The organism is Saccharothrix algeriensis (assembly GCF_016907655.1).
GTDB classification, from domain to species: Bacteria; Actinomycetota; Actinomycetes; order Mycobacteriales; family Pseudonocardiaceae; genus Actinosynnema; species Actinosynnema algeriense.
In genome coordinates this window covers 4,596,293-4,615,393 of sequence record NZ_JAFBCL010000001.1, presented here as the reverse complement: position 1 = coordinate 4,615,393, position 19,101 = coordinate 4,596,293, and the positions used below count along the sequence as shown (strand labels likewise).

Annotated in this window: 16 protein-coding genes; 3 read left to right on the top strand and 13 right to left on the bottom strand. The window is 74.7% G+C overall.

Features of this window, described 5'->3' with window-relative positions; translation table 11 throughout:
• Positions 1-8: 8 nt before the first annotated feature.
• The 12 genes from JOE68_RS21110 to aceB form a co-directional block, all read right to left on the bottom strand.
• Positions 9-248 carry an RNA-binding protein gene (locus JOE68_RS21110; RefSeq protein WP_015104447.1) on the bottom strand — a complete coding sequence of 80 codons (240 nt, stop codon included), beginning with the start codon at positions 246-248 and terminating at the stop codon, positions 9-11.
• Positions 245-685, bottom strand: coding sequence for a 30S ribosomal protein S16 (gene rpsP, locus JOE68_RS21105; RefSeq protein WP_204844021.1), 441 nt, complete (start codon positions 683-685; stop codon positions 245-247). Before rpsP ends, JOE68_RS21110 begins: the two co-directional genes overlap by 4 nt.
• Positions 686-837: 152 nt before the next feature.
• Positions 838-1,593, bottom strand: coding sequence for a LamB/YcsF family protein (locus tag JOE68_RS21100; protein WP_204844020.1), 756 nt, complete (start codon positions 1,591-1,593; stop codon positions 838-840).
• Entirely contained in the window at positions 1,590-2,366 is a 777-nt protein-coding gene (locus tag JOE68_RS21095; RefSeq protein ID WP_204844019.1) for a CPBP family intramembrane glutamic endopeptidase, read from the bottom strand. Before JOE68_RS21095 ends, JOE68_RS21100 begins: the two co-directional genes overlap by 4 nt.
• 255 nt (positions 2,367-2,621) lie before the next feature.
• Complete coding sequence (locus tag JOE68_RS21090; RefSeq protein WP_204844018.1) at positions 2,622-3,698, bottom strand: amidohydrolase family protein; 1,077 nt, start codon at positions 3,696-3,698, stop codon at positions 2,622-2,624.
• The gene (gene ffh, locus JOE68_RS21085) at positions 3,695-5,230 is read right to left on the bottom strand and encodes a signal recognition particle protein (RefSeq protein ID WP_204844017.1); all 1,536 of its coding nucleotides are present in this window, start codon (positions 5,228-5,230) and stop codon (positions 3,695-3,697) included. The genes JOE68_RS21090 and ffh overlap by 4 nt, the downstream gene beginning before the upstream one ends.
• Before the next feature lie 36 nt (positions 5,231-5,266).
• The gene (locus JOE68_RS21080; protein WP_239562305.1) at positions 5,267-5,824 is read right to left on the bottom strand and encodes an AAA family ATPase; all 558 of its coding nucleotides are present in this window, start codon (positions 5,822-5,824) and stop codon (positions 5,267-5,269) included.
• 380 nt (positions 5,825-6,204) lie between these two features.
• Positions 6,205-8,562, bottom strand: coding sequence for a [protein-PII] uridylyltransferase (locus JOE68_RS21075; protein ID WP_204844015.1), 2,358 nt, complete (start codon positions 8,560-8,562; stop codon positions 6,205-6,207).
• 12 nt (positions 8,563-8,574) lie between these two features.
• Positions 8,575-8,913, bottom strand: coding sequence for a P-II family nitrogen regulator (locus tag JOE68_RS21070; protein WP_204844014.1), 339 nt, complete (start codon positions 8,911-8,913; stop codon positions 8,575-8,577).
• Positions 8,910-10,235: an ammonium transporter gene (locus JOE68_RS21065; protein WP_204844013.1), complete on the bottom strand. Its 1,326-nt coding sequence runs from the start codon at positions 10,233-10,235 to the stop codon at positions 8,910-8,912. The genes JOE68_RS21070 and JOE68_RS21065 overlap by 4 nt, the downstream gene beginning before the upstream one ends.
• Positions 10,236-10,516: 281 nt before the next feature.
• Positions 10,517-12,067 carry an alpha/beta hydrolase gene (locus JOE68_RS21060; protein WP_204844012.1) on the bottom strand — a complete coding sequence of 517 codons (1,551 nt, stop codon included), beginning with the start codon at positions 12,065-12,067 and terminating at the stop codon, positions 10,517-10,519.
• A gap of 191 nt (positions 12,068-12,258) precedes the next feature.
• Positions 12,259-13,788, bottom strand: a complete 1,530-nt coding sequence (gene aceB / locus JOE68_RS21055) for a malate synthase A (protein ID WP_204844011.1) — start codon at positions 13,786-13,788, stop codon at positions 12,259-12,261.
• Positions 13,789-13,869: 81 nt separating this feature from the next.
• On the opposite strand from aceB, the gene JOE68_RS21050 reads away from it, so the two are divergent.
• The gene (locus JOE68_RS21050; protein ID WP_204844010.1) at positions 13,870-14,625 is read left to right on the top strand and encodes an IclR family transcriptional regulator; all 756 of its coding nucleotides are present in this window, start codon (positions 13,870-13,872) and stop codon (positions 14,623-14,625) included.
• Positions 14,626-14,724: 99 nt separating this feature from the next.
• Here JOE68_RS21050 and ftsY read toward each other — a convergent pair whose 3' ends face one another.
• Positions 14,725-16,287: a signal recognition particle-docking protein FtsY gene (gene ftsY / locus JOE68_RS21045; RefSeq protein WP_204844009.1), complete on the bottom strand. Its 1,563-nt coding sequence runs from the start codon at positions 16,285-16,287 to the stop codon at positions 14,725-14,727.
• 112 nt (positions 16,288-16,399) lie between these two features.
• On the opposite strand from ftsY, the gene JOE68_RS21040 reads away from it, so the two are divergent.
• Positions 16,400-17,533, top strand: coding sequence for an anhydro-N-acetylmuramic acid kinase (locus tag JOE68_RS21040; RefSeq protein ID WP_204844008.1), 1,134 nt, complete (start codon positions 16,400-16,402; stop codon positions 17,531-17,533).
• Entirely contained in the window at positions 17,520-19,070 is a 1,551-nt protein-coding gene (locus tag JOE68_RS21035) for a sodium:solute symporter (protein WP_204844007.1), read from the top strand. Before JOE68_RS21040 ends, JOE68_RS21035 begins: the two co-directional genes overlap by 14 nt.
• Positions 19,071-19,101: the final 31 nt, after the last annotated feature.

The following is a 19,101-nucleotide window of genomic DNA, read 5'->3' as shown; positions in this document are numbered from 1 at the left end:
GTGCGCGCTCAGCGGTCGGTGTCGACCACGTCGACCCGCACGCCACGACCACCGATGCCCGCCATCACGGTGCGCAGGGCGGTCGCGGTCCGGCCGCTGCGGCCGATGACCTTGCCGAGGTCGTCCGGGTGGACGTGCACCTCCAGCGTGCGACCGCGCCGGGTCGTGACCAGGTTGACCCGGACGTCGTCCGGGTGGTCGACGATGCCCCGAACGAGGTGTTCGAGGGCGTCAGCCAACAAGCTCACGCCTCGTCCTTGGTGGCGGCCTCGTCGGACTTCGCCGCGTCGTCCTTCTTGGCGGACTTCTTCTTCGGCGTGGTGGCCTCGGTGGACGGCGCGTCGCCGGCCGCGGCGAGGGCGGCGGCGAAGAGGTCGGCCTTGCTCGGCTTGGGCTCCTTGACCTTCAGGGTGCCCTCGGCGCCCGGCAGGCCCTTGAACTTCTGCCAGTCGCCGGTGATCTCCAGGATGCGCTGGACGGACTCGGTCGGCTGCGCGCCGACGCCCAGCCAGTACTGCGCCCGCTCGGTGTCGACCGCGATGAACGACGGCTCTTCCTTCGGGTGGTACTTGCCGATCGTCTCGATGGCCTTGCCGTTGCGGCGGGTGCGCGCGTCGGCGACGACGATCCGGTAGTACGGCTGACGGATCTTGCCAAGCCGCTGCAGCTTGATCTTGACGGCCACGGGTGTGGGTGCTCCTCAGGCTCTCGTTTGCTCAGGTTCGGGCACTGCTCACCCGAGTGGGGCACGGGTGGGAAACGCCCAGGTGTCTGGGCGCCGAGGCACGGTGAGAGGGACCGACCGCGGCGAACAACAGGCCATTCTGCCAGACGGCGTCACGCGGGCACGAATCGCCCCGGTCGCACGCCCGCGTCGAGGAGCGCTTCCCGCACGGACCGGGCGTGCGCCACGGCGCCCGGGGTATCGCCGTGCAGGCAGATGGAGTCCACTTCGGTAGCGATGATCTCACCCGTCACGGTCACGAGTTCACCGGATCGGACGAGCCGCAACACCTGGGCCACCACCGCGTCCGTCCCGGTCAGCACCGCGCCCGGCTGCGAGCGCGGCACCAGCGCGCCTTCCGGCGTGTAAGCCCGGTCGGCGAACGCCTCGCGCACCGCGCGCAGCCCCGCGCGCGCCGCGTGGTGCAGCAGCCGCGAGCCGGGCAGCCCGAGCACGGGCAGGTCGCCGAACGCCTTCACACCGCGCACCACGGCCTGCGCCTGCGCGTCGTGGTGCACCGTCGCGTTGTACAAGGCGCCGTGCGGCTTGACGTAGGACACCCGTGTGCCCGCCGCGCGCGCACACGCTTCCAGGGCGCCGATCTGGTACAGCACCTCGTCGGCCAGTTCGGCCGGGTCCGCGTCGATGAACCGCCGCCCGAACCCGGCCAGGTCGCGGTAGGACACCTGCGCGCCGACGGCGACACCGCGCTCGGCGGCCCGCGCGCACACCCGGCGCATGGTCGACGGATCGCCCGCGTGGAAGCCGCAGGCCACGTTCGCGCTGGTCACGACGTCGAGCAGGGCCGCGTCATCACCCAGCCGCCAGATGCCGAAGCCCTCGCCGAGGTCGCTGTTCAGGTCGATCACGTGGGCATCACCCCGACGGAGACCAGCAGCAGCGTCAGGCCGGGCAGAAAGTTGTTGACCACGTGCGCCACGACGCTGGCGGTGAGCCGGCGGGTGATCAGCCGGGCGATGCCGATCGGCAGCGCTATCACGATCAGCAGCGACGTGCGCAGCGGTTCCAGGTGGCTGGCCGCGAAGATCAGCGTGGTGAGCACGAACGCGGCCCACTGGCTCCAGCCCTGCCGCTCGATCGCGCCCCACAGCAGGCCCCGGTAGATCAGCTCCTCGCAGATCGGGCCCACGAAGCAGACGTAGAGGAACATCGCGATCGCGGCGGCGAGCGGCAGCCCGACGCCGTCCACCAGCTCGCCGATCGCGGACGTCGCGTTCTGGTCGCCGACGACCCGCGACCAGACCAGCGCGGCCAGGTAGGTCAGGCCCAGCCCGAGCAGGCCGAGCTTGAGGCCGACCTTGACGTCCGCCCAGTTCCACTCCAGGCGCAGGTCCACCAGCGGGCCGTTGCCGCGCACCCGCGTGATCGCCACCGCGACGGCGGCGGCCAGGACGGTCGGGACCATCGAGCCGACCAGGATGAACGCGACCGACGAGCCGATGTCCGCGCCGGAGGTGCGCGCGATCGCGGTGATGAACACGGCGGTCAGCACGAACACCGCTTCGACCAGCAGGAACGCGCCGAAGCCCCAGCGCTGCCCGGCGCGCCGCGGCGACGGCTCGCGGCCGACCGCGCGGACGCCGGCGATCAGTCCCGTCGGGGGGTCATCCGGTGGTTGCACAGCAAACACCCTAGTCAGACCCGGCGCGCTCGCGGGTGGACGGCGCGGTGCGGGGTGTCGGCCGCCGGCGCGGCGGCGCTCGCGGCGCGCCCGGCGGTCGTGCGAGCGGTCGGTGGAGGAGGTGCCCGGCGAGCGGGGCGTCCAGGAGGTCATGCGCGGTGGGGTACCCGCGGCGGGCGCGGGGACCCGGACCGACCGGCCGGTACCGACCGGTCGGTGGACCCGGCGGGCCGGTGGACCGGGCCCGCCTGCCGGTCAGTGGATCCGGCCGCGCAGCATCACCAGCGACGGGCGCCGCAGGGCCGCCAGGTCCTCGCGCGGGTCCCGGTCGTAGACCACGACGTCCGCCGCCGCGCCCTCCACCAGCGACGGGAAGCCCAGCCACTCGCGGGCCGCCCAGGACGCGGCGGCGAGCGCGTCGTGCCGCGACAGGCCGACGCCGTGCAGCGCCTGGACCTCGTCCACGATCCGGCCGTGCTCGATGCCGCCGCCCGCGTCGGTGCCCGCGAACACCGGCACGCCCGCCTCGACCGCCGCCGCGACGGTGGCCCGGTTGCGCGCGTGCAGCTCCCGCATGTGCTTGGCGTAGGACGGGAACCGGTCCGCGCCGGAGGCCGCGATGTCCGGGAAGTTCTCGATGTTGATCAGCGTCGGGACCAGGGCGGTGCCCGCGGCGGCCATCGTGGCGATGGTGTCGTCGGTCAGCCCGGTGCCGTGCTCGACGCAGTCGATCCCCGCGGCGAGCAGCCCCGGCAGCGCGTCCTCGCCGAACACGTGCGCGGTGACCCGCGCGCCGGCGGCGTGCGCGGCCTCGATCGCCCGCACCAGCACGTCGTCCGACCACAGCGGGGCCAGGTCGCCGGTGCCGCGGTCGATCCAGTCGCCGACCAGCTTGACCCAGCCGTCGCCGTTCGCGGCCTGCTCGGCCACGGCGGCGGGCAGGTCCTGCTCGTCCTCCAGCTCGACGCCCAGGTACCTGATGTACCGCTTGGGCCGGGCCAGGTGCCTGCCCGCGCGGATGATGCGGGGCAGGTCCAGCCGCTCCTGCAGCGGGCGGGTGTCCAGCGGCGAGCCGCAGTCCCGGATCAGCAGCGTGCCCGCCTCCCGGTCGAGCAGCGCCTGCTCGACCGCTTCGGGCAGGTCCACCGCGCCCTGGGCGCCCAGCCCGACGTGGCAGTGCGCGTCGACCAGGCCGGGCACCAGGTACCCGCCGTCCACGACGGTGCGCGCGCCCGGCACGGCCCGCGTGCGGATGCGGCCGTTGACCACCCACAGGTCGCGCGGCTCCCCGCCGTCGGGCAGGACGACGCCGCGCAGGTGCAGACCGGTCACTTCGGGAACTTCAGCTTCGACGGGTCGAACCCGGGCGGCAGCTGGTCGAGCCCGCCCAGGCCGGGCGGCAGCTCGTGCGCGCCGCCGCCGGCCATGCCCGGCGGGAGGCCGCCGGGGATCATGCCGGGGAAGCCGCCGCGGACCTTCGGCGGCGTGGGGCCGCGCCCGCCCTTGCCCTTCTTCCCCTTCTTGCCCTTGCCCTTGCGGTTGTTCTTCCCGCCCGGCAGCCCGAACCGGCCGGCCATCTGCGACATCATCTTGCGGGCTTCGAAGAAGCGGTTGACCAGGTCGTTGACGTCGCTGACCCGGACGCCCGAGCCGTTGGCGATGCGCAGCCGGCGCGACGCGTTGATGATCTTGGGGTCCTCCCGCTCGGCGGGGGTCATGCCGCGGATGATCGCCTGCACCCGGTCGAGGTGCTTCTCGTCGAGGTTGGCGAGCTGGTCCTTCATCTGGCCCGCGCCGGGCAGCATCCCGAGCAGGTTCGCGATCGGGCCCATCTTGCGCAGCGTGAGCATCTGCTCCAGGAAGTCCTCCAGCGTGAGCTGGCCGGACCCCATCTTCACCGCGGCGGCCTCGGCCTGGTCGGCGTCGAAAGCCTGCTCGGCCTGCTCGATCAGGGTCAGCATGTCGCCCATGCCGAGGATCCGCGACGCCATCCGGTCCGGGTGGAAGACGTCGAAGTCCTCCAGCTTCTCGCCGTTGGACGCGAACAGGATCGGCTGGCCGGTCACCTCGCGGACGCTCAGCGCCGCGCCGCCGCGGGCGTCGCCGTCGAGCTTGGTCAGCACCACGCCGGTGAAGCCGACGCCGTCCCGGAACGCGGTCGCGGTGTTCACCGCGTCCTGGCCGATCATCGCGTCGACCACGAACAGCACCTCGTCGGGCTGCACGGCCGCGCGGATGTCGACCGCCTGGCGCATCATCTCCTCGTCGACGCCCAGGCGGCCCGCGGTGTCGACGACGACGACGTCGTGCTGCGCGCGCCTGGCCTCCTCGACGCCGCGGCGGGCGACGTCCACCGGGTCGCCGACGCCGTTGCCGGGCTCGGGCGCGTACACCGGCACCCCGGCCCGCTCGCCGACGACCTGCAGCTGGGTGACGGCGTTGGGGCGCTGGAGGTCGCACGCGACGAGCATCGGCGTGTGCCCCTGCCCGCGCAGCCACTTCGCGAGCTTGCCCGCGAGGGTCGTCTTGCCGGCGCCCTGGAGGCCGGCGAGCATGACCACCGTCGGCGGGTTCTTGGCGAGGTTCAGCCGGCGCGTCTCGCCGCCGAGGATGCCGACCAGCTCCTCGTTGACGATCTTGACGACCTGCTGGGCGGGGTTGAGCGCCTGGGACACCTCGGCGCCCTTGGCCCGCTCCTTGACCTTCGCGATGAAGGTCCGCACGACGGGCAGGGCGACGTCGGCCTCCAGCAGCGCCACGCGGATCTCCCGCGCGGTGGCGTCGATGTCGGCCTCGGACAGCCGCCCCTTGCCCCGCAGGTTCTGCAGGACCGAGGTGAGCCGGTCGGAAAGGGTGTTGAACACGATGCCGCCAGACCTCGCACGTCGTGGGACCAATGACTACCCGCCAGGGTAGCCGCTCGGGCTCACCGCCAGCCGCAGGCGGTCGCCGCGGGTGAGCACGGTCAGCGCCTGCCAACCCCGCGGCGCGCGGCCCTCGGCGAACCTGCGGCGCAACCGCTCGGCGCGCCGGACGTGCCGCGCGAACGACCCGCGCCGGATCAGCCGCCCGCGCCGGACCTGGCCGGACAGGGCCTCCTCGGCGCTGGCGTCCAGCCAGACGAAGTGCCGCGGCCGGTTGCCCACCACGCCGACCGCCACCAGGCCGGCCCGCGTGGTCGGCCGGGTGGACGGCTCGTGGACCAGCAGCAGGCCGGCGGCGAAGACGGTGAACCAGAGGATGCGCAGCCGGTGCACCAGGTGGACCAGCGGCCGGTAGAAGCGGTACGGCAGCGCGGCGGGCAGCACGCGCCGCAGGTAGCCGCGCACCTGGTCGGAGTCCAGCACGACGGCCGCCGCGCCGCCGGTGTCGACGCCCGCGAGCAACGTCGACTTGCCGGCGCCGGGCAGCCCGGCCAGCACGACCAGGGCACGTGGCGCTACGGCGACGGCGGTCATCACTTCCATACTAAAGAGACGTTTCGGACTCGCCTGAGTTCCCGCCCGGAGCCCTTCGCCCCGGGACGGTCCCGACCGCTCGCCGCGACGAGCCCGGACCCGCGGACCACGGCGCCGCACCGCGGACGGGGCGGGCCGCCGGGTCGGTTGCCCGGCGGGCACCGGCGATTCGGCCGTCGTGGTCGTCGCGCCCGGAAACCCGGTTGTCGCCCGGGGGCGGCCCAACCCCTCGATGGACCGCCCCCGGACCTCCCGTCGGTGACGCTCCGTTCGCCCCTTCGGGCGTCCCCCCCGCGTCACGGCTGAAAGCCTGCCCGGCACGGCCGACCAGGGGCAGCGTGAGCACCCGCGATGGGTTGTGCGTAGACCTACGCAAAAAATCAGCCGGCCGCCGCCAGCACCGCCCGCTCGACCTCCTCGCGCGCCACCCGGCCCGCCGCGCCCGCACCGGTGATGGCGAACGCGTCCACCACCGTCGACCCCAGCGTGGACACCCGCGCCCACACGACGTCCACCCCGCAGCGCTCCAGCGCGTCCGCCACCCGGTGCAGCAGGCCGATCCGGTCCGCCGCCCGCAGTTCCAGCACCACCGCGCCGGTCGACTCGTCGTCGAACCACAGCACCTTCGGCGGGGGCGCGTCCCGGGGCGGGCCGCCGTAGTCGCGCTCCTTCGCGGCCAACCGGTCCGCGAGCGCCGGCCCGCCGGGTCCGGGCGCGCCGCCCACCGCCCGGGACAGCTGCTCCCGCAGCAGGGCCGCGTCCGGCAACGAGCCGAACCGGGGCGAGACCGCGAACACGTCCACCGCCGCGCCCCCGTGGGACCGCAGCACGGCCGAGTGCACCTCCAGCGAGTTCAGCGCCAGCACCCCGGCCGCGCGCGAGAGCAGCCCCGGCCGGTCCGGCGCGACCACCGTCACCGCCGCCGCGTGGCCGCGCGCGTCGAGCAGCACGTCCGGCCGGCCGGTCCGCAGCACCTCCTCCGCCAGGTCCCGCTGCCGCCGGTCCAGCGGCTGCGGCGCGGGCAACTCCTCGCCCGCCATCACCGCCCGGCAGCGCGCCACCAGCTCGTCGACCAGCGACGCCTTCCAGCCCGTCCACGCGCCCGGCCCGGTCGCCAGCGCGTCCGCCTCGGCCAGCGCCGCCAGCAGCTCCAGCAGCACCGGGTCGCCGCCGAGGGTGTCCACGACGCGCCGCACGGTCGCCTCGTCCGCCACGTCGCGCCGGGTCGCGGTGTGCGGCAGCAGCAGGTGGTGCCGCACCAGGGCGGTCACCGCGGCGACGTCCTGCGGCCACAGCCCCAGCCGCTCGGCCACCTGCGCGGCCAGCGCCGCGCCGACCTCGGAGTGGTCCTTCCGGCGCCCCTTGCCGATGTCGTGCAGCAGCGCGCCCAGCACCAGCAGGTCCGGCCGCGACACCCTGGTGGCCAGGCGGGCGGCGTGCGCGGTGGCCTCCACCAGGTGCCGGTCGACGGTCCACACGTGGGCGGCGTCGCGGGGCGGCAGGTCGCGCACCGCGCCCCACTCCGGGAACAGCCGGCCCCACAGCCCGGTGCGGTCCAGCGCCTCCACGACGTCGACCAGCCCGCTGCCGCTGCCCAGCAGCGCCAGCAGCTCCTCCCGCGCCTCGCGCGGCCACGGGCGGCGCAGCTCCGGGGCCGCCTCGGCGAGCCGCGACAGCGTCCCGGCCGCGATGGGGTGCCTGCCCCGCGCCGCCGCCGTGGCCACCCGCAGCAGCAGCGCCGGGTCGCGGCCGGGTGCCGCGTCACGCGCCAACGCGACTTCGGTCCCGTGCAGCACAACGCCTTCGTCCAGCGGGCGCCGCACCGCCGCGCGCCTCAAGGGCGAACGCGCGAACACGCCCAGCCCGCGCCGGGGAACGGCGGCGCGCGCCGTGCGCAGGGCGACGTCCACCGCGTACACGACCGTGCGCGCGGCCGACGACGTCGCACGCGCCAAGGCGAACCGGTCGGCCAGCCCGAGCGCCGACGCGACCTCGTCGCCGTCCTGCGCCCGCAGCACGTCGCGCGGCCGGCGGGCCACCCGGCGCAGTTCGGTGCGCACGTCGAGCAGCAGCCTGCGCGCCTGCGCCACCTCCGCCGGAGGCCGGTCGGTCAGCTGCGCCACCGCCAGCGCGTCCAGCAGGGCCACGTCCCGCAGCCCGCCCCGGCCGTGCTTGAGGTCCGGCTCGGCGCGGTGCGCGACCTCGCCGCTGCGGGCCCACCGCCGGCGCGCCGACTCGGCCAGCTCGTCCAGCCGGGTCCGCACGTCCGCGCGCCACGCGCGGCGCGCGGCGTCCGCGAGCCGGGCGCCGACCTCCGCGTCGCCGGCGAGGTGGCGGGCGTCCAGCAGCCCCAGCGCGGTGCGCAGGTCGCCCGCCGCGACGCGCAGCGCCTCGCCGACCGTGCGCACCGAGTGGTCCAGGCCGACGCCCGAGTTCCACAGCGGGTACCACAGCCGCTCGGCCAGCTCGGCCACGGGCTCGCCCCCGGTGTGCACCAGGACCAGGTCGAGGTCCGAGTGCGGCGTCAGCTCGCGCCGGCCCAGCCCGCCCACGGCGACCAGCGCCACCCCGCAGCCGGGCCCGCCGACGCCGGCCCGCGCGGCGTGCGCGGCGAGCCAGAACTCGTGCAGGTCCGCCAGCGCGGCGCGCAGCGCCTCGCCGGTCAGCCGGCGACGGCCCGGCGCGAGCAGCCGGTCGCGCGCCCGCACCAGGTCGTCGGCCGTTCCCTCCCGCTCCACCACGGCTCCCCGCTACAGGGCGTCGGATCCGCGTTCCCCGGTCCGCACCCGGACGACCGCGTCCACCGGGGTCACCCAGACCTTCCCGTCGCCGATCCGGCCGGTGCGGGCGGCCTCGACCACCGCGTCGAGCACCCTGTCCGCCGCCGCGTCGTCGACCAGCACCTCGACGCGCAGCTTGGGCACGAAGTCCACGGAGTACTCCGCTCCCCGGTAGACCTCGGTGTGGCCCTTCTGCCTGCCGTAGCCCTGCACCTCGCTGACGGTCATGCCCAGCACCCCCAGCTGCTCCAGCGACGTCTTCACGTCGTCCAGCGTGAACGGCTTGATGATCGCGGTGACCAGCTTCACGACCGGGTGCTCCCCTCCAGGACGGCGGCGCGCTTGGCGCGACCGCGCGGACCGGACAGCACGCCGAGGTCGTAGGCGCTCTCCGCGTGCTCGGCCTCGTCGATGCCGGCGACCTCGGCGTCCTCGTCGACGCGGAAGCCGACGGTCAGCTTGACCAGGTAGCCCAGGCCGAGGCTGAGGGTGAACGAGTACGCCAGCACGGCGAGCGCGCCCACGACCTGCCGCCACAGCTGGTCGAGGCCGCCGCCGTGGAACAGGCCGTCGACGCCCGCCGGGGCGTCGGCGCTGGCGAACAGGCCGACCAGGACGGTGCCGGCCAGGCCGCCGACCAGGTGCACGCCGACCACGTCGAGCGAGTCGTCGATCCCGAAGCGGTGCTTGAGGCCGACCGCGAGGGCGCACAGCGCCCCGGTGATCGCGCCGACGGCGATGGCGCCCAGCGGGGTGACGGCGGAGCACGCGGGGGTGATCGCGACCAGCCCGGCGACGACGCCCGACGCGGCGCCCAGCGTCGTGGCGTTGCCGTCCCGGACGCGCTCCACGGCCAGCCAGGCGAGCATGGCGGCGCTCGTGGCGACCAGCGTGTTGACGAAGGTGACGCCGGCGGTGGCGTTCGCGCCGACGGCGGAGCCGGCGTTGAACCCGAACCAGCCGAACCACAGCAGGGCCGCGCCCAGCACGACCAGCGGCAGGCTGTGCGGTTTCCCGCGGTCCCCCGGCCAGCCGACCCGCCTGCCCAGCACGATCGCCAGCGCCAGGCCGGCCGCGCCCGCGTTGACGTGCACGGCCGTGCCGCCCGCAAAGTCGATGGCCGCGAGCCCGTTGGCGATCCACCCGCCCGGGTCGACGACGTTGCCGCCGGCGTCCTTGGTGTCGAAGTCGAACACCCAGTGCGCGACCGGGAAGTACACGACCAGCGCCCACAGCCCGGCGAACAGCAGCCACGGGCCGAACCGGGCGCGGTCGGCGACGGCGCCCGAGATCAGCGCCACGGTGATGATGGCGAACATCGCCTGGAACGCGACGAACACGGTGGTCGGGATGGTGCCGGTCAGCGCTTCCCCGCCCAGCAGGCCGGCCAGGCCGAAGAACTCGAACGGGTCGCCCAGCAGGCCGGCGCCCACGTCGCCGCCGAACGCGGTGGAGTAGCCGACCAGCACCCAGAGCACGCCGACCACGCCCATCGCGCCCAGGCTCATCATCATCATGTTGAGCACGCCCTTGGACCGGACCATGCCCCCGTAGAAGAAGGCCAGGCCGGGCGTCATCAGCAGCACCAGTGCGGAACTGGTGAGCAACCAGGCGGTGTCCCCTGTGTCCACGTCGACCTCCACTGCACGTCGGTTGCAGGCAGCATCGGGACGTCCTGTTTCGCCGGGCCGCGCCGGAGGTTTCGCGCGGGTGAACTGTCGGGGCGGTGGTGTTACGGACGCGTTTCACGGTGTTGAAGGGCGAGCAGCGCTCACGAATCCGTTGCGGTCGGGCGGTTTCGGCGGTGACGCCCGGTGCCCGCGGCACGCCGCCTGTCCGGCGGGCGCGCCCGGTGACGACGACAGGGGCCGTTGCCCGTCCGCGGACGGGCAACGGCCCCTGTCGGGAAGTGCTACCGGCCCCAGCCCGGCAGGCCCGGCTTCGGGCCGTTCGGCAGCGGCAGCGGCCGGCCGGCCGCCGCGACCGCGCCGGCGGGCTCGACGGCGGCGCACCGGGCGCCGTCCCGCGGCACGCGCTGCTCGATCAGGTAGGCGTCGGTGGCGTCCCGGGTGCAGGCGCTGCGGCCGTAGACGCCGTGGCCCCAACCCTCGTAGGTCAGCAGGACCGTGGTGTCGCGGCTCTGGCGGTGGGCGTTGACGGCCCACTCGTAGCCGGTCGCCGGGTCGTGCAGGGCGTTGAGCATCAGGATCTTCGGCGCGTGCTTGATGCGCAGGCGGTGCTGCGGGTTGTTCACCTTCGCCGGCAGGCCCGCGCAACCGGCGATCGCGGAGATGCCCAGCGACTCGCCGCGCAGCTGCGGCGCGATCTGGTTCGCGCGGCGGGTCAGCGCCGAGAACTGGCGGTAGTCCTTCACCGGCACCGACCAGTCCTGGCAGAACACCGCCGTGAACGGGTTCGGCGCGGTCTGCGCGGCGGTGAGGGCCTGCGGGGCCGCCGTGCCGGAGCCGAGGGCGACGATCAGGTCCGCCAGGCCCTGCCAGTTCGGCCCGTAGAGCGCGCTGATCGCGGCGTTGACGATCTGCAGCGCGGTGAGCCGGCGGGTCGGGTCGCCGGGGGCGGGCACCTCGCCGCGGTCCGCCTTCGCCAGCAGGTCTTCCCAGGCCCGCACCACGTCCTGGCCGTTCAGCGGGCACGACGCCGTGCGGTCGCACCACTTGACGAACTCGTCGAACGAGTCCTGCGCCGTGCGGGCCTCGGTCTCGTTGAACTGCCACGTGCCCAGGCTGTGGTCCATGTTGGAGTCGATGACCATGGACCGGATGTTGCGGCCGTAGCGCTCGGCGTACTGCTGGCCGATCAGCGTGCCGTACGAGATGCCGTGGTAGTTAATCTTCCGCTCGCCGAGCGCGCGGCGCAGGGCGTCGATGTCGTTGACGACGCTGATGGTGTCGGCGTGGTCGAACAGCGGGCCGGTGTGCTCGCGGCAGTCCGCGGCCAGCTCCCGGTTGTACCGCACGAGGGCCTCGAACCCGGCCTGGTCGGTCGGGTACGCCGCGGGCGCCCGGCCCAGGACGTCGAGCGAGCACCGCACCGGTTGGCTGCGCGCGACGCCGCGCGGGTCGAAGCCGACGATGTCGAAGCGCTCCTGGACCTGCGGGCTGAAGTACCCGTCGGCGCCCAGGGCGAAGTTCACGCCGGAACCGCCGGGGCCGCCGGGGTTGATCACCAGGACGCCGATGCGCTTGGCGGGGTCGGTGGCCTTGCGGCGGGCCACGGCCAGGTCGAACTTCTCACCCCGCGGCGCCGCCCAGTCGATCGGCAGCCGCAGCGTGCCGCACTCGACCTCGGCGATCTCCGGGCACGGCTGCCAGTCGATGGCCGACAGCTCGACGCCCTGCGTGCCGGTGGTCCCGGCGGGGTCCGCCGAAGCGGGCGACGCCAGGCCGGCGACGAGCGCGGTGACCGCGCCGGCACCACCCAGCGCTCGGAAGATCGGTCGCACAGGTTCCTCCCTCAGTCCTGTCACCCTTATGGGTGATCGCAGGGTGGCAGGGCTGTGAACTGCGGCACAACCGCCTGAAGTCGCGCGGGCCGTCCTCCCGTGGTTTGACCCCCTACGGGCTAACTCGCGAGTACCGCGCGCGCACCGCGACGCCGGGTCGGCTCCCCGATCCCGGCGGCGGGCGCGGCGGGTCAGTCGATCCGCTCGTAGGCGGGCAGCGTCAGGAAGTCCACGAAGTCGTCGGACAGGGCCACCCGCTCGAACAGCTCCACGGCCGCGGCCAGGTGCTCGCCGTCGAGCCCGCTCGCGACCTCGGCGAGCACCTCCCGCACCAGCTCGCCGGTGACCGGCGTGCCGTCGTCCAGCACCACGTCGTTGTGCACCCACTGCCACAGCTGGGAGCGGGAGATCTCCGCGGTGGCGGCGTCCTCCATCAGGTTGTGGATGGCCGCCGCGCCGTTGCCGCCCAACCACGACAGCAGGTAGCGCACGCCGACGTCCACGGCGCCCACCACGCCCGCGCGGGTCGCCCGGCCACCGGCCGACCTCACGTCGAGCAGCCGGTCGGCGGTGACCGCCACGTCCTCGCGCAGCACGTCGAGCTGGTTGGGCCGGTCGCCGAGCCGGGCGTCGAAGACCTCCCGGCACACCGGGACCAGGTCGGGGTGCGCCACCCAGCTGCCGTCGAACCCGTCGGCCGCCTCGCGGCCCTTGTCCTCGCGGACCTTCGCCAGCGCCTGCCGCGTCACCTCCGGGTCGCGGCGGTTCGGGATGAACGCCGCCATGCCGCCCATCGCGTGCGCGCCGCGCTTGTGGCAGGTGCGCACCAGCAGATCGGTGTAGGCGCGCATGAACGGCGCGGTCATGGTGACGCTGTTGCGGTCGGGCAGGACGTAGTCCGCGCCCCGGTCGCGGAAGTGCTTGATGATGCTGAACAGGTAGTCCCAGCGGCCCGCGTTCAACCCCGAGGCGTGGTCGCGCAGCTCGTAGAGGATCTCCTCCATCTCGAACGCGGCGGGGATCGTCTCGATCAGCACGGTCGCGCGGACGGTGCCGTGCGGGATGCCCAGCCGCTCCTGCGCGGCGGTGAACACGTCGTTCCACAGGCGCGCTTCGAGGTGGCTCTCCAGCTTGGGCAGGTAGTAGTACGGCCGGCCCAGCTCGGCGTTGTGGAAGAAGTGCAGGCCGAAGTCGACCAGCGCGCCCACGGCGGGCGCGCCGTCGACCTCGACGTGCCGCTCGGGCAGGTGCCAGCCCCGCGGGCGGACCACGATCGCGGGGCGCTCGCCGTCGCGGAGCACGTAGTGCTTGCCCTCCGGCGACCGGTGGTCGACGGTGCCGCGCGCGGCGTCGTAGAGGTTGACCTGGCCGGCGACGACGTTGCGCCAGTGCGGGGTGTTCGCGTCCTCCAGGTCGGCCAGCCAGACCTTCGCGCCCGAGTTGAGGGCGTTGACGGTCATCTTCCGCTCGGTCGGCCCGGTGATCTCCACGCGGCGGTCGCGCAGCGGCGCGGGCGCCTCGGCCACCCGCCAGTCGCCCGCGCGGACGTGCGCCGTCTCCGCCAGGAACCCGAGCGGGCGGCGGACCGAGCGCCGGGCCAGCAGGTCGTCGCGGGTGGCGGCGAAGGAGCGGTGCAGACCGGCGACGAACTCCAGGGCGTCCGGCGTGAGGACCTGCGCGCCGCGCTCCACGTCGCCCCCGAGCACGCGGATACCGGTCATGGGAGCCCCCTGTTCGGCGAAGACTTCTACTTCGCGGACTATAGTTTTTGCATCGCGGAACAGCAACGAGGAGTGGTGGGGATGGCGCAGGGGTCCACCGGCGGCGTGCAGTCGTTGCGCCGAGCCTTCGACCTCCTCGAACGGCTGGCCGACGCGGGCGGCGAGGCGGGCCTGTCGGAGCTGGCCGCCGCCTCCGGGCTGCCGCTGCCGACGATCCACCGGCTCATCCGCACGCTGGTCGCGCTGGGCTACGTGCGGCAGAACAGCAACCGCCGGTACGCGCTCGGGTCGCGGCTGATCCGGCTCGGGGAGGGCGCGTCCCGGCAGTTCGGCGCGTGGGCGCGGCCGTTCCTGGCGGAGCTGGTCGACGCGGTGGGGGAGACCGCGAACCTGGCCGTGCTCGACGGCGACGAGGTGGTGTACGTGGCGCAGGCGCCGTCGCGGCACTCGATGCGGATGTTCACCGAGGTCGGCCGCCGGCTGCTGCCGCACGGCACGGGCGTGGGCAAGGCGATGCTGTCGCGGCTGCCGCGGGACCGGGTGCGGGCGCTGCTGGAGCGGACCGGGCTGCCCGCCTACACGCCGAACACGATCACCGACGTGGACGAGCTGCTGGCCTCGCTGGACCGGATCGCGGAGCGGGGGTACGCGCTGGACGAGGGCGAGCAGGAGCTGGGGGTGCGCTGCGTCGCCGTGCCGCTGGTGGGCGGTCCGACCGCGGCGGCCGTCTCGGTGTCCGGGCCGGAGGGGCGGCTGACGCAGGAGGCGGTCGGCCGGATCGCGCCGGCGGTGGTCGCCGTCGCCGAGCGGCTGTCCGCGCGGGCCGCCCGGCCCTGACCACCGCCGCGCGGTCGGCCGGGGACCGGGCGCCGCCCGCGGTCCGGACCCGCCGCGCGACGGGGTGGTCCCGGCGCGGCGGCGGGTCGAGGGGCCGGGCTAGCCGAGCAGGGCGTCCACGAACGCGACCGGCTCGAACGGGGCCAGGTGGTCCGCGCCCTCGCCCAGGCCGACGAGCTTCACCGGGACGCCCAGCTCCCGCTGCACCTGGAACACGATGCCGCCCTTGGCGGTGCCGTCCAGCTTGGTCAGCACGATGCCGGTCACGTCGACCACCTCGGCGAACACCCTGGCCTGGGTCAGCCCGTTCTGGCCGGTGGTGGCGTCGAGCACGAGCAGCACCTCGTCCACCGCGGCCTGCTTCTCCACCACCCGCTTGACCTTGCCCAGCTCGTCCATCAGGCCGGTCTTGGTGTGCAGGCGGCCGGCGGTGTCGACCAGGACCGTGTCGACGCCCGCGCCGACGCCCTGCTTGACCGCCTCGAACGCCACCGACGCCGGGTCGGCGCCCTCGGCCCCCCGCACGGTGGCCGCGCCGACGCGCGAGCCCCACGTCTCCAGCTGGTCGGCGGCGGCGGCGCGGAAGGTGTCGGCCGCGCCCAGCAGCACGGTGCGGCCGTCGGCCACCAGCACGCGCGCCAGCTTGCCGGTCGTGGTGGTCTTGCCGACGCCGTTCACGCCGACGACCAGCACCACGGCGGGCTTGCCCGAGTGCGGCAGGGCGTGCACGGCGCGGTCCATCTCCGGGTGCAGCGCTTCGACCAGCACTTCGCGCAGCAGCGCCCGCGCGTCGTCGGACGAGCGCACGCCGCGGGCCGCGATCCGCTCGCGCAGCGCCGTCACCACCTGGTCGGTGACGTTCGCGCCGAGGTCGGCCAACAGCAGCGTGTCCTCGACGTCGGTCCACGAGTCCTCGTCCAGGTCCCCCGCGCCGAGCAGGCCCAGCAGGCCCTGGCCGAACGTGGAGCGGGAGCGGGCGAGCTTGCCGCGCAGCCGTTCCAGCCGGCCGGAGGTGGGCTCGATCTCGTCGATCTCGGAAGCCTGCTCGGGCAGCGGCACCTCGACGAAGCCGCGCTTGACCGAGTCGCGCGGCACGGCGGCGTCGTCGCCGACGCCGGGCTGGCCGTCGACCTCGGTGCGGTCGGCGACCGGGTGCTCGACCGGCTCGGGCGCGGTCGGGGCGACGGGCGCGGCCGGCTGGGGCGGCACGATCGGCGGGGGCGGCGCGGTCGGCTTGACCGGCGCGGTCGGCTGGGGCGGCACGGTCGGCGGCGCGGTCGGTTCGGCCGGCTCGACGGACCCGGTCGGCTCGGCGGGTTCGACCGGCTCGGGCTCGGCGGGCGCGGTCGGCTCCACCGGCCGCGCGGGCGCGGTGGGCCGGGTCGGCGCGGACTGGACCGGGGGCTTGACCGGGGGCTTGGCGACCCCGGGTTTCGCGGTGTCCTGGGGTGTGGCGGCGGGCTCGGGCTCGGCGGTGCGGGTGGGCGCGGCGAAGGTGACCCCGCTGCCGGCCTGGTAGCCCTTGACCTGCTTGGGCTGCTCGGACTCGGGCTCGGACAGGCTGATCCGCCTGCGCTTGGCCAGCACGACACCCGCGACGAGGGCGACCGCGAGCAGCGCCGCTACGACGACGACGATCCAGATCAGGAGCTCGGTGGACACCCGGCAATCCTCGCACGCCGCGGCCCGCCACCTGCGGACGAACCACGGTGGTCCGCCGCGGCTCCCCCGCGCACGCCCTTGCGCCCGCGGGCGGTGTGCAATAGGACACAGCATGGGGGGTGATCGGGCGGTGCGGGTGATCGGGCTGATCTCGGGGACGTCGATGGACGCCGTCGACGTGGCGGTCGGCGACTTCGCCCTGGACGGCCCGACCGTCGTGCTGGAGCCCGTCGCGCACGGCGAGCACCCGTTCCCGGCGGACCTGCGCACCCCGCCGGCCGGCGCGCGGGACGTGTGCGCGCTGGACACCCGGCTGGGCCAGGTGTTCGCCGAGGCCGCCCGGCCGCACCGGGCCGACCTGGTCGCCTCGCTCGGCCAGACCGCCCACCACTGGGTGCGGGACGGCCGCTGCCTCGGCACGCTCCAGGTCGGGCACCCCGCGTGGATCGCCGAGGCGACCGGGCTGCCGGTGGTCGCCGACTTCCGGGTCCGCGACGTCGCCGCGGGCGGCCAGGGCGCGCCGCTGGCGAGCACCCTGGACGCGCTGTGGCTCGCCGGGCTGCCGGGCGCGGTCGCGCTGAACCTCGGCGGTATCGCGAACATCACCCGGATCACGCCCGGAGGTGTGGTCGCCTGCGACACCGGGCCGGGCAACGCCCTGCTGGACGCCGCGATGACGGCGCTGTCGGGCGGGCTGCGCCGGCAGGACACCGACGGCGGGTTCGCCGCGCGCGGCCGGGTGCGCGCCGAGCTGCTCGACCGGCTGCTCGCCGACCCGTACTACGCGCTCCCCGCGCCGAAGTCCACCGGCAAGGAGCACTTCGACCTCGCCTACCTGGAGCGGGTCTCCGCCGGGCTGACCATGCCCGCCGAGGACCTGCTCGCCACGCTCACCGAGCTGACCGCCCGCACGGTCGCCGACGGGTGCGCCGGCGCGTCGACCGTGATCGGCTCCGGCGGCGGGATGCGCAACCCCGTGCTCGTCGACTCGTTGCGCCGGAGGGTGCCCCTGCGCCGCAGCGACGACCTGGGCCTGCCCGCCGACGGCAAGGAGGCGTACCTCGCGGCCCTGCTGGGCTTCCTGACCTGGCACGGGCTGCCCGCCAACGTGCCGGCCGCCACCGGCGCGGCCGGCCCGCGCGTGCTCGGCTCGATCACCCCCGGCCGCGGGCCCCTGCGGCTGCCCGCCCCGGTGGGGGGACCCGTCACCGGGCTCAGGATTGGAGGACACCGTGCGCGCGCTTGACGTCGCGATCATCGTGCTGTTCCTGGTGGGGATGCCGCTGCTGGGCGTGTGGGTCGGCGGGCAGCAGCGGTCGGCCGCGGACTACTTCGTCAGCGAGCGGCGCATCCCGTGGTGGGTGGTGTGCGTGTCGGTGGTGTCGGCGGAGACCTCGACGCTGACCGTGCTGTCCGTGCCGACCATCGCGTACGGCGGGACGATGACGTTCCTGTCGCTGGCGATCGGGTACCTGGTCGGCCGGGTGGTGGTGTCGTTCGTGCTGCTGCCCAAGTACATCGCGGGCGAGCTGGTCACCGCGTACGGGTTCCTGGGCAAGCGGTTCGGCGACGGGCTGCGCGGCACGGCGTCGGTGACGTTCCTGGTCACCCGGCTGCTCGCGGACGGGCTGCGGCTGTTCGCCACCGCCATCCCGGTGAAGGTCGTGCTCGCGGCGTACGGGGTGGACGCGTCGTACTGGCTGATCGTCGCCGTGCTCGGCCTGGCGATGGTGGTCTACAGCTTCCTGGGCGGCGTGCGCGCGGTGGTGTGGGTCGACGCCGTCCAGCTGCTCTGGTACGTGCTGGGCGCGGTCGCGGTGATCGTGGTGCTGTCCGGCAGGCTGCCCGCCGGGTGGCTCCCCTCCGCCGCGGACGCCGGGAAGTTCCAGGTCTTCGACCTCGCCGCCGGCCCGCTCACCTCGCCCTACGCGGTGCTGACGGCGCTCGTCGGCGGCGCGGTGCTCTCCATGGCCTCGCACGGCGCGGACCAGCTGGTCGTGCAGCGGCTGATGGCCACGCGGGACGTGCGGTCGGCGCAGAAGGCGCTGATCGCCAGCGGTGTCGTGGTGTTCCTCCAGTTCGCTTTGTTCCTGTTCATCGGCGTGATGCTGTGGGCGTTCTACCGGGGCGCGCACCCGGTGCGGGATCTGAAGCTGAACAACGCCGACGAGCTGTTCGCCCACTTCATCGTGCGGGACATGCCCACGGGGCTGTCCGGGTTCGTGATGGCGGGCATCCTGGCGGCGGCGCTGTCGTCGTCGTTGGGCGCGTTGGCGTCCTCGACCGTGACCGACGTGTACCAGCGGGTGGTGCGGCGGCCGTTGAGCGAGGCCGAGGTGTTCCGGCAGGGTCGGCTGTGGACCGTGGTGTGGGCGGGTCTGCTGGTGGTGTGCGCGGGGCTGTTCGCGTCGTTGACCGGGCGCGGGAACCCGATCGTGGAGCAGGGGTTGTCGATCTCCGGGTTCACCTACGGGGCGCTGCTCGGCGCGTTCCTGCTGGGCCTGCTGTTCCGGCAGGCGCGGCAGGCCGACGCGATCGCGGCGTTCGCGGTGACCGTGGTGGTGATGGCCTTCGTGATCCTGGGGGTGAAGTTCGTCGGGCCGGACGCGGCGGTGGTGGTCGACTTCTCCCCGGCAGGCGCGGACTCCAAGGCGCCGGCGTACCCGTGGTACACGCCGATGGGCGTGCTCGTCACGCTCGTCGTCGGCGGTCTGCTGTCGTTGCGGAACAAGGGCTACGCGCCGCCGAGGGCGGACGACGCGCTGGGGATCAGGGCGGGGTGACGTGGCCCGGGGGGCCGCCGGCAGGCGGCCC

Bases quoted from the DNA above. Each gene is read 5' to 3' on its own strand.
- JOE68_RS21080 (WP_239562305.1), bottom strand. From the start codon at position 5,824: ATGACCGCCGTCGCCGTAGCGCCACGTGCCCTGGTCGTGCTGGCCGGG.
- aceB (WP_204844011.1), bottom strand. From the start codon at position 13,788: ATGACCGGTATCCGCGTGCTCGGGGGCGACGTGGAGCGCGGCGCGCAG.
- JOE68_RS21050 (WP_204844010.1), top strand. From the start codon at position 13,870: ATGGCGCAGGGGTCCACCGGCGGCGTGCAGTCGTTGCGCCGAGCCTTC.
- JOE68_RS21040 (WP_204844008.1), top strand. From the start codon at position 16,400: ATGGGGGGTGATCGGGCGGTGCGGGTGATCGGGCTGATCTCGGGGACG.